The following is a 12744-nucleotide window of genomic DNA, read 5'->3' as shown; positions in this document are numbered from 1 at the left end:
TCCCCCTCTCCCAACGGGAAAGGGGGCAGACGTTTAGAACAGTTCTTGTGTCTCGCCGTTGTCAATCAGCGTTGTACCCACCTCATGCACCGCCTGATGCGTTGGCTGCGTGCCTTCGATGAAATACTCTTCCCGGCTGCTGCCGCCATTGGACAGCTGACCGCTGTAGCGATCGATATTGACCGTCACCACGCCTGGCGGTGGCGTTAATGGCTGCTCTGGCACGCCGTCCAGCAGCATCTTCATAAAGGCATCCCACGCGGGCTGAGCGCTTTTGGCCCCGCCTTCGTAACCGGAAATTTGATCCTTGATCGCCCCGGAGGCCGTGGTACGACCTAAATCACGGCGGTGATCGTCAAAGCCGATCCACACCGAGGTCACCGCGCCTGGACCATAACCCGAGAACCAGGCATCTTTCGAGCTGTTGGTGGTCCCGGTTTTGCCGCCGATATCCTTGCGCTGCAGATCGCGACCGGCACGCCAGCCCGTACCCTGCCAGCCTGGCTCGCCAAAGATATTGCTGTTCAAGGCGCTTTTGATCAGGAACGCCAGCGGTGTGTTAATCACGTGCGGGGCGTACTCCTGAGCACCGGTCTGCGCAACCAGCGCCTGGTTTGCCTGCTCGAGCTGCGGCATTGGCACTGCCGCGTTTTGCTGCGCCTGAGAAATGGCGACATCTTCCATATCCTGATTGTTCAGGGATTCTGATTTAGGCGTATCGCCATAAATCACCGGAATATCACACTCTGCGCAGGCGATTTTCGGTTTCGCTTCGAACAGGACACCGCCCTGATCGTTCTCGATTTTGCTGATGAAGAACGGATCGACCAGGAAGCCGCCGTTCGCCATTACCGCATAACCGCGCGCAACCTGCAGCGGGGTAAAGGAGGCAGAGCCCAGCGCCAGCGACTCGGTATGCACAATATTCTGTGCCGGGAAGCCAAAGCGTTGCAGATACTCCGCCGCATAATCGACCCCCATGGCGCGCATGGCGCGAACCATCACCACGTTCTTAGACTGTCCCAGACCCTGACGCAGACGAATCGGCCCGGCGTACTCGGCCGGTGAGTTCTTCGGTCGCCAGTCGGAACCGGCCCCGGCATCCCAGCGGGAGATGGGCACGTCATTGAGGATGCTGGCGAGGGTCAGGCCTTTATCCATTGCCGCGGTGTAGAGGAACGGCTTGATATTGGAACCGACCTGGCGCAGCGCCTGGGTGGCACGATTAAATTTACTCTGGTTGAAATCGAAGCCGCCGACCAGCGCCAGCACCGCGCCGTTATGCGGATCGATAGAGACCAGCGCGGAGTTAACGTCCGGGATCTGCCCCAGCCACCAGGCGTCGTTAACCTGACGGACCCAAATCTGCTGACCCACCTGTACCGCATCGGTCACTTTGCGCGGGGTCGCGCCCTGCTGCGTATCAGAACGATACGGACGCGCCCAGCGGACGCCCTCCATGCGCAGCGACACCGAGGTGCCGTCCGCGAGCATCGCGGTGGCTTCCTGCGGACTGGCCTGGGTCACGACAGCCGCAACAAACGGCCCGTAGCCCGGGAGCGGTTTCAGGGTGTCGGCGATCTTTTTACTGTCCCAGGCGGATTCACCTACCTTCCACAGCACGTTTGACGGGCCGCGGTAGCCGTGGCGCATGTCGTAATCAATCACGTTATTACGCACCGCCTGCTGCGCGCCCTGCTGGACGTTGCGGCTGATGGTGGTGTAGACGCGGTAGCCATCTTCGTAGGCCTGCTCGCCGTAGCGGGAGACCATCTCCTGACGCACCATCTCGCTGAGGTACGGCGCGGAGAACGCAATTTCCGGCGCATGGTAGTTGGCGTCAATCACGTCGCTGCGGGCCTGATCGTACTGGGCCTGGCTGATATAGCCTTCGCTCAGCATACGCGACAGCACCACGTTGCGGCGGGCGGTAGCGCGATCCAGCGAGTAGAGCGGGTTGAAGGTGGAGGGTGCCTTCGGCAGACCGGCGATAGTGGCCATTTCACTCAGGGTTAACTGGTCAATGGATTTGCCAAAATAGACCTGCGCCGCCGCGCCCACGCCGTAGGCACGGTAGCCGAGATAGATCTTGTTGAGGTAGAGCTCGAGGATCTCATCTTTATTCAGCATCTGCTCAATACGGATTGCCAGGAACACTTCCTTGATCTTACGCATCAGCGTTTTTTCAGGACTCAGGAAGAAGTTACGCGCCAGCTGCTGGGTGATAGTACTCGCACCCTGAGAGGCATGGCCGGAGAACAACGCCACGCTTGCGGCACGGAAAATCCCCACCGGATCGACGCCATGGTGCTCATAAAAGCGGCTGTCCTCGGTGGCAATAAAGGCTTTCACCATGACGGGTGGGATCTGATTCAGGGTCAGCGGGATACGGCGCTTTTCACCGTACTGGGCGATAAGCTCGCCGTCCGTGCTGTACACCTGCATCGGGATCTGAAGTCGTACATCACGAAGCGTAGCGACATCAGGCAGTTGCGGCTCAATATATTTGTACAAACCAAAAATCGAGCCTGCTCCAAGCAGAATGCAACAGACTGCAAGGATCAATAAATACTTTACGAACTTCACTGGAGATTTCCCATTTAGTTTGAACTGGGCAGTTTCTAAACAATCGCGCGGTAGTATAAAGGCAAGCCTGTAGCATTGATATAGCCGTTATCCCCCGGGACGATAAGGAGATCGTGAAACATGGCGTTTAAAACATGGCATACAGGCGTTCATATTCAACAGGATAAGGTTCTGGCCGTCGCGCTGGTACGCGAAAAGTCGGGGTGGGGATTGCGCCGCTGGTGGCAGCTCCCCCTGGCGGCGGACATTATCCGCGACGGGCAAATTCTTCAGCCCGAACAACTGGCTGCGGCACTGCGCGAGTGGCGCCAGATGCTGCCTCATCAACATCGAATCTTTCTCGCCTTTCCGGCCGCCCGCACTCTACAGCGCACGCTACCGCGCCCTTCGATGACCCTGCGCGACAGCGAACGGACCGCCTGGATCGCCTCGGCGATAAGCCGTGAGCTGGAGATGCCCCCCGACGCCCTGCGGTTTGACTATGCGGAGGATACCTTCAGCCAGGCTTATCACGTGACGGCGGCACAGAATAAGGAGATTGCGACGCTGCTCGAGCTGGCCCAGGTGCTGCGTCTGCGGTTGGCCGCGATCACGCCCGACGCCGGAGCGCTGGCCCACCTGTTGCCCTTTGTGCAAGCTCCGGCCCAGTGCGTCGCCTGGCGCGACCGGGATCAGTGGCTATGGGCGATGCGTCACCAGTGGGGCAGGCGCGGTCTGGCGGAGGCTCCTGACGTCGATCGGCTGGCTGCTCTGCTGGCACTCAGGGTCGACGAGATCGCCTGCTGTGGTGCAGGCAGTTTTGACCCCTGGTGCGCGTTATCCCGCACGCAGCCGCCGCTGCCTGAAAATGGGGCGGATTTTAGCGTCGCGCTGGCGCTGGCGACCGGAGAACACTCGCGATGAGGGCGGCCAATCTTCTGCCTTGGCGCCAGCGGCAACAGCGTCGCTGCCTGCGCTACTGGGGGCTGATGTTTACCGGTTCGTTGCTGGTGACGCTGATGCTCTGCGCAGCCAGTCGGGCCTGCGATCCTCTGGTAACACGCGCCAGCGCGCTGCGGCATGCCAGCGATCTGGCGCTACGTCAGGGGCTGGAGCAGCGGCAAAAGCAGTGGACGGCTTTACAGGCCCGGCATCAGCAACAGCAGCGGTGGGCGCTGCAAAAAGCGAAAACGGAAGCCTGGCAACCGGCATTGATCGCCTTATCCCGCCTCCTGCCGGAGCAGGCATGGCTGGCGCAGCTGCACTTTCAGCAGTCCACCCTTTCGCTGACCGGCTATGCCGCCACGCTGCCCGCCCTTGCCGGGCTGGAGACGGCGCTCCGCCAGGTGCCGGGCTTTACCCCCGGAGCACCGGGCGAGATGCGACAGGACGCCCAGGGGCGCTGGCTGTTCAGCTGGACGTTGACCCGCAAGGAGCGTGCTGATGCGGATCCATCCTGACAGCTGGTATGCCATGACGCCGCGCGGGCGCTGCCTGTGCTGGGGCATCAGTTCAGCGTTACTCCTGGCTGGCGTCACCGGATGGCAGTGGCGAATGCAGGATCGGCAGATAGCAACGCAGGAGGCCAGGCTGGTACGGAACGCAGAGACCCATTCCCGGCTGTGGACTGCGGTGCGTAAGCTCTCACCCCCTGACAACGCGCAACCTTCCGTGGCGGCACTGCCTTTTTCACCTTTGGCGTTTGATACCGATGAGCTGCGGATGGTTCGCTGGCAGCCCAGGGGAGCAGGAGGAGAACTGGTGATTAAGGCGACCTGGGCGCAGATCCCCTCGCTGTTTGCCACTCTCGCCCGGCGAGATATGGCGGTGGGGCGCTTTAGCATTCAGCCAGAGCAGAACCGGTTACAGATAGTGATGCAGCTGGAGCGCCAGGATGCGGGTTAAGTGCAGGGTGCTGTTATTACTGCCGCTGCTTCTCGGCATGCGCGATCCCTTTCAGGCCCCGGTCTCACGCTGCCCGGATGCCGCGCTGCGGCAGTGGCGCTATACCGGGGTGGTGCTGGGTCCGGTGCCGGTGGCGATCGTCAGAGATGAAAAGTCGCGCTGGCTGCGCCTTCGTCGCGGCGACACGCTGACGCAAGGCGGGAAGGTGAGGGCGTTGGACGAAAAGGAACTGGTCATCGATATGCCCGGGGCGTGTGAGCCCTCGCAGTGGCGATGGCAACGACAAGGAACCAAACAGGATGAAAACAGGGATCGTGGGATTACTGCTGACAGGCAGTCAGGCGCTGGCCGCGGGGCCAGCTCCGGTGAGCCTGGTGGTGGATGAGGTGCCGGTGGCCCAGCTTCTGCAGGCGCTGGCGGAGCAGGAGAACCGCAACATGATTATCTCCCCGGACGTCAGCGGCAATGTCTCTCTGCGTCTGCAGGAGGTCCCCTGGCTGCAGGCGATACAGACGGTGGTCACCGGTGCCGGGCTGGTGATGCGCCAGCAGGCGGGCATTTTTTATATCCACACCGCCGCCTGGCAGCAGCAACAGCAGGCCAAAAAAGAGGCCGAGCGAACAAAGCGGCAACTCAGCGCGCCGCTGGAGGCACGCAGTTACCCCCTCTCCTATGCTGATGCGGGGGATTTGCAGTCAGCTGCCGAAAAGCTCCTCAGCCCGAAAGGCAGCCTGGCGGTAGACAAGCGCACCAATCGCCTGCTGGTACGCGACAACCGGGCTGCGCTGGAGGCATTACAACACTGGGTGGCGCAGATGGATCTTCCTGTGGCTCAGGTAGAGCTGGCCGCGCACATCGTTAGCATGAGTGAAAAAAGCCTGCGCGAGCTGGGGGTGAAGTGGAATCTGGCCCAGGGGCAGCAGGCCGGTAAGCCAGGACAGCTGACGATGCTCAGCAGCGATCTGGCCGTTACCAACGCCACCACCCAGGTGGGATTCAATATCGGGCGGATTAATGGCCGGTTACTGGATCTCGAACTTTCCGCCCTGGAACAAAAACAGCAGGTCGACATTATCGCCAGCCCTCGCCTGCTGGCCTCGCACATGCAGCCCGCCAGCATTAAGCAGGGCAGCGAGATCCCCTATCAGGTTTCCAGCGGCGAGAGCGGCGCGACCTCGGTTGAGTTTAAAGAGGCGGTGCTGGGGATGGAGGTGACGCCGGTGGTACTGGCCAACGGGCGCGTGCGCCTGAAGCTGCGCATCAGCGAGAACGCCCCGGGCCAGGTTTTGCAGCAGGCCGACGGCGAAACGATGGCAATAGATAAGCAGGAGATTGAAACTCAGGTAGAGGTCAAAAGCGGTGAAACGCTGGCCTTAGGCGGAATTTTTTCCCAGAGGCATAAAACCGGCAGCGAAAGTGTGCCAGGCTTGAGCCGTATTCCCTTACTGGGGAAACTTTTTCGCCATCAGGGGAAAGACAACGAACGCAGGGAGTTAGTGGTTTTTATCACCCCTCGTCTGGTTGCGACGCCATAATGTCCCGCGATGCCCCGCGTGATTTTGCATTCTGTTTGTTGCAGATGTTTGACGTGGGGCATGAATTAGCATACAAGGAGTACCGATTTGAGAATCAGCTTACTCAATCACACTCCTTAATAACTTAAGCGGCAAGCCTGATGATTTAATCTGTTGCCAAACAAGCCGGAGTATTGAGATAATTTTTAGTCTGACTCTCGCTCTATCGCATATGAGGTTTCAGTTCATGTCCTGCTACGCCCGATATCGGTGAAGCGGGTTTACCATTAACGAATAGTCTTAGTAGTACCGAAAAAATGGCAGAGAAACGCAATATCTTTCTGGTTGGGCCTATGGGTGCCGGCAAAAGCACTATTGGGCGCCAGTTAGCTCAACAACTCAATATGGAATTTTACGATTCTGATCAAGAGATTGAGAAACGAACCGGAGCTGATGTGGGCTGGGTCTTCGATGTAGAAGGCGAAGAGGGTTTCCGTGACCGTGAAGAAAAAGTCATTAATGAACTTACGGAAAAACAGGGCATTGTGCTGGCAACTGGCGGCGGCTCTGTAAAATCTCGCGAAACTCGCAACCGTCTCTCCGCCCGCGGTGTCGTGGTCTATCTTGAAACGACCATCGAGAAACAACTGGCGCGTACGCAGCGTGATAAAAAACGCCCGTTGCTGCAGGTTGAGACGCCTCCACGCGAAGTTCTGGAAGCCCTTGCTGGTGAACGCAATCCGCTGTACGAAGAGATTGCCGACGTCACCATTCGCACAGACGACCAGAGCGCTAAAGTGGTCGCAAACCAGATTATTCATATGCTGGAAAGCAACTGATTCTGGCTTTATATACACTCGCCTGCGGGTAAAAGCATTTAAGGTGGATGTCGCGCTATGGAGAGGATTACAGTCACTCTCGGTGAACGGAGTTACCCTATCACTATCGCGGCTGGTTTGTTTAACGACCCAGCTTCCTTCTTACCACTGAAAGCGGGTGATCAGGCAATGCTGGTCACCAATGAGACTCTGGCTCCGCTTTATCTCGACAACGTGCGTCAGCGCCTTGAACAGGCTGGCGTAAAGGTCGACAGTGTGATTCTGCCTGATGGCGAGCAGTATAAAAGCCTGACGGTACTGGATACCGTCTTTACCGCATTACTGCAAAAACCGCATGGTCGCGATACTACACTGCTGGCATTAGGCGGCGGTGTTGTTGGCGATCTTACGGGGTTTGCTGCGGCAAGCTATCAGCGCGGCGTCCGTTTTATTCAGATTCCTACCACGCTGTTGTCGCAGGTCGACTCATCTGTTGGCGGCAAAACGGCCGTTAACCATCCGCTTGGCAAAAACATGATTGGCGCGTTCTACCAGCCCGCTTCGGTGGTGGTGGATCTCGACTGTCTGCAAACGCTGCCTCAGCGTGAGCTGGCTTCAGGTCTGGCGGAAGTGATCAAGTACGGCATTATTCTGGACGGCGCATTCTTTAGCTGGCTGGAAGAGAATATGGATGCCTTACTGCGCCTGGATGGTCAGGCGATGGCGTACTGTATTCGCCGCTGCTGTGAGCTGAAAGCAGAAGTCGTGGCCGCAGACGAGCGCGAAACAGGCTTACGTGCTTTACTGAATCTTGGGCACACCTACGGTCATGCTATCGAAGCCGAAATGGGCTACGGTAACTGGCTGCATGGCGAGGCCGTTGCGGCGGGGATGGTGATGGCCGCGCGCACCTCGGAGCGTCTGGGTCAGTTCAGCAAGGCGGATACGCAGCGCATTATCACGCTGCTTGAGCGTGCCGGGTTACCGGTTACGGGGCCGCGTGAAATGTCGGCGCAGGCCTACCTGCCGCATATGATGCGTGATAAAAAAGTATTAGCAGGCGAGATGCGTCTGGTGCTCCCGCTTGCAATAGGTAAGAGTGAAGTGCGTGGCGGTGTGCCGCACGATGTGGTTCTTGGCGCTATTGCTGATTGCCAGCAGGCGTAACTATTAGAAAGGTCCGGCTGCGGTAAAACGTAGCCATTTTGCTTCAGGTGATGTGCAAAGTCGTAGGCATAAGCCTTTTAGTGGGGTGTTAAATGGATGAATTCAAACCAGAAGACGAGCTGAAACCCGATCCCAGCGATCGTCGTACTGGTCGTACTCGCCAATCTTCAGAACGTGATAACGAGCCGCAAATTAACTTTGACGAGGTCGATCTCGAAAACGATGACCCTCGTCCTTCGCGTGGCCGTGCTGCCCGCGACGAGCGTGAAGAAGAAGATTTTGAGTCTGAAGATGATTCAGTGGATGAAGTGCCCGTAGAGCGCCGCCCGCGTAAGCGTAAAGCCGCGCCGGCGAAGCCCGCTTCCCGCCAGTACATTATGATGGGGCTGGGCGTGCTGGTCCTGCTGCTGCTGATTATCGGCGTCGGCTCTGCACTCAAAGCCCCGTCGAGCAATCCGGCCGATCAGAGCGCCTCTGCTGAGAAGAGTGTCGATCTGTCCGGCAATGCGGCCGATCAGGCCAACGGCACCCAGCCTGCGCCGGGTACCACTTCCGCCGAGCAGACTGCCGGCAATACCCAGCAGGAGATCTCTCTGCCGCCGGTCGCGTCCACGCCAACGCAGGGTCAGACACCGGCAACCCCGGCAGGCCAGCAGCGTGTTGAAGTGCAGGGCGATCTGAACAATGCACTGACGCAGCCGCAGAACCAGCAGCAGGTCAACAACGTGGTGGTCAACTCCACGCTGCCGACCGAGCCTGCGACCGTGGCGCCAATTCGTGGTGCGACCGGGCAACCGCAGACGGCGGCGACAGAGAGTGCGCCACGTCAGACTAAGCCTGCCCAGCATCAGGAACGTAAGCAGACGGTGATTGAGCCGAAGCGCGAAGTGAAGCCGCAGCCTGTTGCGAAAGCGGAAGAACCGAAAGCGACTGCCCAGCCGAAGCGTAGCGAAACCGTGACCAGCGCACCGGCGAAAGCCCCTGCTACGACAGCGACGGCACCGAAAGCGACCGCAACGCCAGCCCCGACGGCGACAGCCTCTGCGCCAGCGGCGGCAGCACCTGCGGCCACTGCCAGCACCGGTAAAACGACAGGGAACGTGAGTTCACTGAAGTCTGCCTCATCCAGCAACTACACGCTGCAGTTGAGCAGTTCTTCCAGCTATGACAACCTCAACAGCTGGGCGAAAAAGTCGAACCTGAAAAACTTCGTTGTCTATGAGACTACCCGTAACGGTCAGCCATGGTATGTGCTGGTGAGCGGCGTGTATGCTTCGAAAGATGAAGCAAAACGCGCGGTCGCAACACTGCCAGCTGATGTTCAGGCGAAAAACCCGTGGGCGAAGCCGATCCGTCAGGTTCAGTCCGATTTGAAGTGATCTGTGAAGCGCAGGATGCTGTCGGAGCTTTCTCCACAGCCGGAGAAGGTGTAATCAGTTAGTCAGCATGAAAAAAAATCGCGCTTTTCTGAAATGGGCAGGGGGAAAATACCCCCTGCTCGATGATATTAAACAACGCCTGCCTGCGGGCGAGTGTCTTGTCGAACCCTTTGTGGGCGCGGGCTCGGTATTCCTCAATACCGACTACTCCCGTTATATCCTTGCGGATATCAACAGCGACCTTATCGACCTCTATAACATCGTAAAGCTGCGTACCGACGAGTACGTTGATGAGGCGCGCAAGCTATTTACCCCAGAGAACAACAACCCGGACGTTTACTACCTGCTCCGCGCTGAGTTTAATCAGTGTCAGGATAAGTTCCGTCGGGCGCTGCTGTTCCTCTACCTTAACCGCCATGGCTACAACGGCCTGTGCCGGTATAATCTGCGTGGTCAATTCAACGTGCCTTTCGGTCGCTACAAGCGCCCCTATTTCCCTGAGGCTGAGCTGTATCACTTTGCTGAAAAAGCGCAGAATGCGGAGTTCTACTGCCTCTCGTATGAAGAGTGTATGGACCGTGCTGACGGTAACTCGGTAGTCTACTGTGACCCACCGTACGCCCCTCTGTCGGCAACGGCGAATTTTACCGCCTACCACACCAACAGCTTCAGCCCTGCCGAGCAGGCGCGTCTGGCGGAAATGGCGGAAAAGCTGGTCAGCAAAAGAATTCCGGTGTTAATTTCGAATCATGACACGCCTGATACGCGCGAATGGTACAAAGCCGCAGAGCATTTTCAGGTCAAAGTCCGGCGCAGCATCAGCAGCAACGGCGGTACACGTAAAAAGGTGGACGAACTGCTGGCTCTCTATCTACCCTGAGCCGTTTCGCCCGCCGTTAAACAAAGTTCAAGGAGATGCGGATGAAACAGTATTTGATTGCACCCTCAATTCTTTCGGCTGATTTTGCCCGGCTGGGCGAAGATACCGCGAAAGCCCTCGCTGCCGGTGCGGATGTCGTTCATTTCGACGTTATGGATAACCACTACGTGCCTAACCTGACCATCGGCCCGATGGTCCTCAAGGCACTGCGCAACTACGGCGTGACCGCCCCTATTGACGTGCACCTGATGGTGAAGCCGGTCGACCGCATCGTGCCGGATTTTGCCGCCGCGGGTGCCAGCATCATCACCTTCCATCCTGAAGCCTCCGAACACGTTGACCGCACCCTGCAGCTGATCAAAGAGCACGGCTGTAAGGCGGGCCTGGTATTTAACCCGGCCACGCCGCTGAGCTATCTCGATTACGTGATGGACAAGCTGGACGTGATTCTGCTGATGTCCGTCAACCCCGGCTTCGGCGGGCAGTCTTTCATCCCACATACTCTGGATAAGCTGCGTGAAGTGCGTCGTCGCATCGACGAATCAGGCTTTGATATCCGTCTCGAAGTGGACGGCGGCGTGAAGGTAAGCAATATTGGCGAAATCGCCGCGGCGGGCGCAGATATGTTCGTGGCCGGTTCGGCGATTTTCGATCAGCCGGACTACAAAAAAGTCATTGATGAAATGCGCAGTGAACTGGCGAAGGTAAGTCATGAATAATTTGCAGGCAATTCGGGGCGTTGCGTTTGACCTCGACGGCACGCTGGTGGACAGCGCGCCAGGCTTAACCGCGGCGGTTGACCAGGCGCTGTATGCGCTGGAACTGCCGGTGGCGGGCGAAGATCGCGTGATAACGTGGATTGGTAACGGGGCAGACGTGCTGATGGAGCGCGCGCTGACCTGGGCCCGTCAGGAGCGCGCCATTCAGCGTGCGGCGCAGGGCAAACCTGGCGTCGATCACGCGGATATCCCGCAGGAAGAGCAGATTCGCCTCCTGCGTAAGCTGTTCAACCGTTTCTATGAAGAGACGGTAGAAGAGGGCAGCTTCCTGTTCCCGGATGTGGCCGGTACGCTGAGCGCGCTGCATGAAGAAGGCATGCCGCTGGGGCTGGTGACCAACAAACCAACCGCCTTTGTTGCACCGCTGCTGGAAGCGCTGGATATCGCAAAATACTTCTCGGTGATTGTCGGTGGCGATGACGTGCAGAATAAGAAGCCGCATCCCGAACCGTTGCTGCTGGTGGCAGGAAAATTATCCTTAACACCGGACGCGCTGCTCTTTGTAGGGGATTCGCGCAATGATATTCTGGCGGCCAGGGCCGCAGGTTGCCCGTCCGTTGGCCTGACCTATGGCTATAACTACGGTGAATCCATTACGTTGAGTGAGCCGGATTTCGTCTTCGACCACTTCAAAGATTTACTGCCCGTTCTCGGGCTTTCGCACAGTGAAAATCAGGAATTGAAAAATGACTAAGCCCATCGTATTTAGTGGCGCACAGCCCTCAGGTGAACTGACCATTGGCAACTATATGGGTGCGCTGCGTCAGTGGGTGAACATGCAGGATGACTATCACTGTATCTACTGCATCGTTGACCAGCATGCCATTACCGTGCGCCAGGATCCGCAGCAGTTGCGTAAAGCGACGCTCGACACCCTTGCGCTGTATCTGGCCTGCGGTATCGATCCTGAGAAAAGCACCATCTTCGTTCAGTCTCACGTCCCGGAACATGCGCAGCTGGGCTGGGCCCTGAATTGCTACACCTATTTCGGTGAACTGAGCCGTATGACCCAGTTCAAGGATAAATCTTCCCGTTACGCTGAAAACATCAACGCCGGTCTGTTTGACTATCCGGTACTGATGGCGGCTGACATTCTGCTGTATCAGACCAACCAGGTGCCGGTGGGTGAAGATCAGAAGCAGCACCTGGAGCTGAGCCGCGACATTGCCCAGCGTTTCAACGCGATTTATGGCGACGTCTTCAAGGTGCCTGAGCCGTTCATTCCGAAGTCCGGTGCCCGCGTGATGTCCCTGCTGGAGCCGACCAGGAAGATGTCCAAGTCGGACGATAACCGCAACAACGTGATCGGTCTGCTGGAAGATCCGAAAGCGGTGGTTAAGAAGCTCAAGCGTGCAGTCACCGACTCTGACGAGCCGCCTGTTGTGCGTTACGACGTGCAGAACAAAGCGGGTGTCTCTAACCTGCTGGATATTCTCTCTGCCGTGACTGGCCAGAGCATTCCAGAGCTGGAGCAGCACTTCGAAGGCAAAATGTATGGCCATCTGAAAGGTGAAGTGGCGGATGCGGTCTCCGGCATGCTGACCGAACTGCAGGCGCGCTACCACCAGTTCCGCAACGACGAAGCCTTCCTGCAGAAGGTGATGAAAGACGGCGCCGAGAAAGCCAGCGCACGCGCTTCTGTGACCCTGAAAGCGGTGTATGAAGCGATTGGGTTTGTGGCTAAACCTTAAGTTTTTTTGCCGGGTGGCGGCTGCGCCTTACCCGGCCTACGCGAAC

13 protein-coding genes are annotated in these 12744 nt (G+C 58.0%); 12 read left to right on the top strand and 1 reads right to left on the bottom strand.

Annotation, left to right across the window (positions count from 1 at the left end; genetic code table 11):
• Positions 1 to 33 precede the first annotated feature (33 nt).
• Positions 34 to 2586 carry a peptidoglycan glycosyltransferase/peptidoglycan DD-transpeptidase MrcA gene (mrcA, locus tag GNG27_RS21595; protein ID WP_156264781.1) on the bottom strand — a complete coding sequence of 851 codons (2553 nt, stop codon included), beginning with the start codon at positions 2584 to 2586 and terminating at the stop codon, positions 34 to 36.
• A gap of 120 nt (positions 2587 to 2706) precedes the next feature.
• Here mrcA and pilM point away from each other — a divergent pair, with 120 nt between their 5' ends.
• The 12 genes from pilM to trpS all read left to right on the top strand — a co-directional run bounded on the left by pilM (position 2707) and on the right by trpS (position 12698).
• A complete protein-coding gene (gene pilM / locus GNG27_RS21590; protein ID WP_156264780.1) occupies positions 2707 to 3489 on the top strand; it encodes a pilus assembly protein PilM in 783 nt (260 codons plus the stop codon).
• Positions 3486 to 4025: a PilN domain-containing protein gene (locus tag GNG27_RS21585; RefSeq protein ID WP_142487374.1), complete on the top strand. Its 540-nt coding sequence runs from the start codon at positions 3486 to 3488 to the stop codon at positions 4023 to 4025. Before pilM ends, GNG27_RS21585 begins: the two co-directional genes overlap by 4 nt.
• Positions 4009 to 4470, top strand: a complete 462-nt coding sequence (locus GNG27_RS21580) for a hypothetical protein (protein WP_156264779.1) — start codon at positions 4009 to 4011, stop codon at positions 4468 to 4470. The genes GNG27_RS21585 and GNG27_RS21580 overlap by 17 nt, the downstream gene beginning before the upstream one ends.
• Complete coding sequence (locus GNG27_RS21575; RefSeq protein WP_142487372.1) at positions 4460 to 4855, top strand: HofP DNA utilization family protein; 396 nt, start codon at positions 4460 to 4462, stop codon at positions 4853 to 4855. Before GNG27_RS21580 ends, GNG27_RS21575 begins: the two co-directional genes overlap by 11 nt.
• Positions 4770 to 6005, top strand: a complete 1236-nt coding sequence (hofQ, locus tag GNG27_RS21570) for a DNA uptake porin HofQ (RefSeq protein WP_142487371.1) — start codon at positions 4770 to 4772, stop codon at positions 6003 to 6005. Before GNG27_RS21575 ends, hofQ begins: the two co-directional genes overlap by 86 nt.
• 296 nt (positions 6006 to 6301) lie before the next feature.
• Entirely contained in the window at positions 6302 to 6823 is a 522-nt protein-coding gene (gene aroK / locus GNG27_RS21565) for a shikimate kinase AroK (RefSeq protein WP_010436374.1), read from the top strand.
• Positions 6824 to 6880: 57 nt separating this feature from the next.
• Complete coding sequence (gene aroB / locus GNG27_RS21560; RefSeq protein WP_077226865.1) at positions 6881 to 7969, top strand: 3-dehydroquinate synthase; 1089 nt, start codon at positions 6881 to 6883, stop codon at positions 7967 to 7969.
• A 92-nt stretch (positions 7970 to 8061) separates the two neighbouring features.
• Positions 8062 to 9348 carry a cell division protein DamX gene (gene damX, locus GNG27_RS21555; RefSeq protein ID WP_156264778.1) on the top strand — a complete coding sequence of 429 codons (1287 nt, stop codon included), beginning with the start codon at positions 8062 to 8064 and terminating at the stop codon, positions 9346 to 9348.
• A 67-nt stretch (positions 9349 to 9415) separates the two neighbouring features.
• A complete protein-coding gene (gene dam, locus GNG27_RS21550) occupies positions 9416 to 10228 on the top strand; it encodes an adenine-specific DNA-methyltransferase (protein ID WP_142487369.1) in 813 nt (270 codons plus the stop codon).
• A 41-nt stretch (positions 10229 to 10269) separates the two neighbouring features.
• On the top strand, positions 10270 to 10947 hold the full coding sequence (gene rpe, locus GNG27_RS21545) for a ribulose-phosphate 3-epimerase (RefSeq protein WP_142487368.1): 678 nt from the start codon (positions 10270 to 10272) through the stop codon (positions 10945 to 10947).
• Positions 10940 to 11701, top strand: coding sequence for a phosphoglycolate phosphatase (gene gph, locus GNG27_RS21540; protein WP_142487367.1), 762 nt, complete (start codon positions 10940 to 10942; stop codon positions 11699 to 11701). The genes rpe and gph overlap by 8 nt, the downstream gene beginning before the upstream one ends.
• A complete protein-coding gene (gene trpS, locus GNG27_RS21535; protein WP_156264777.1) occupies positions 11694 to 12698 on the top strand; it encodes a tryptophan--tRNA ligase in 1005 nt (334 codons plus the stop codon). The genes gph and trpS overlap by 8 nt, the downstream gene beginning before the upstream one ends.
• Positions 12699 to 12744 lie beyond the last annotated feature (46 nt).

It is taken from the genome of Leclercia sp. 119287 (assembly GCF_009734485.1).
GTDB classification, from domain to species: Bacteria; Pseudomonadota; Gammaproteobacteria; order Enterobacterales; family Enterobacteriaceae; genus Enterobacter; species Enterobacter adecarboxylatus_C.
This window is presented reverse-complemented; position numbering and strand designations above follow the sequence as displayed.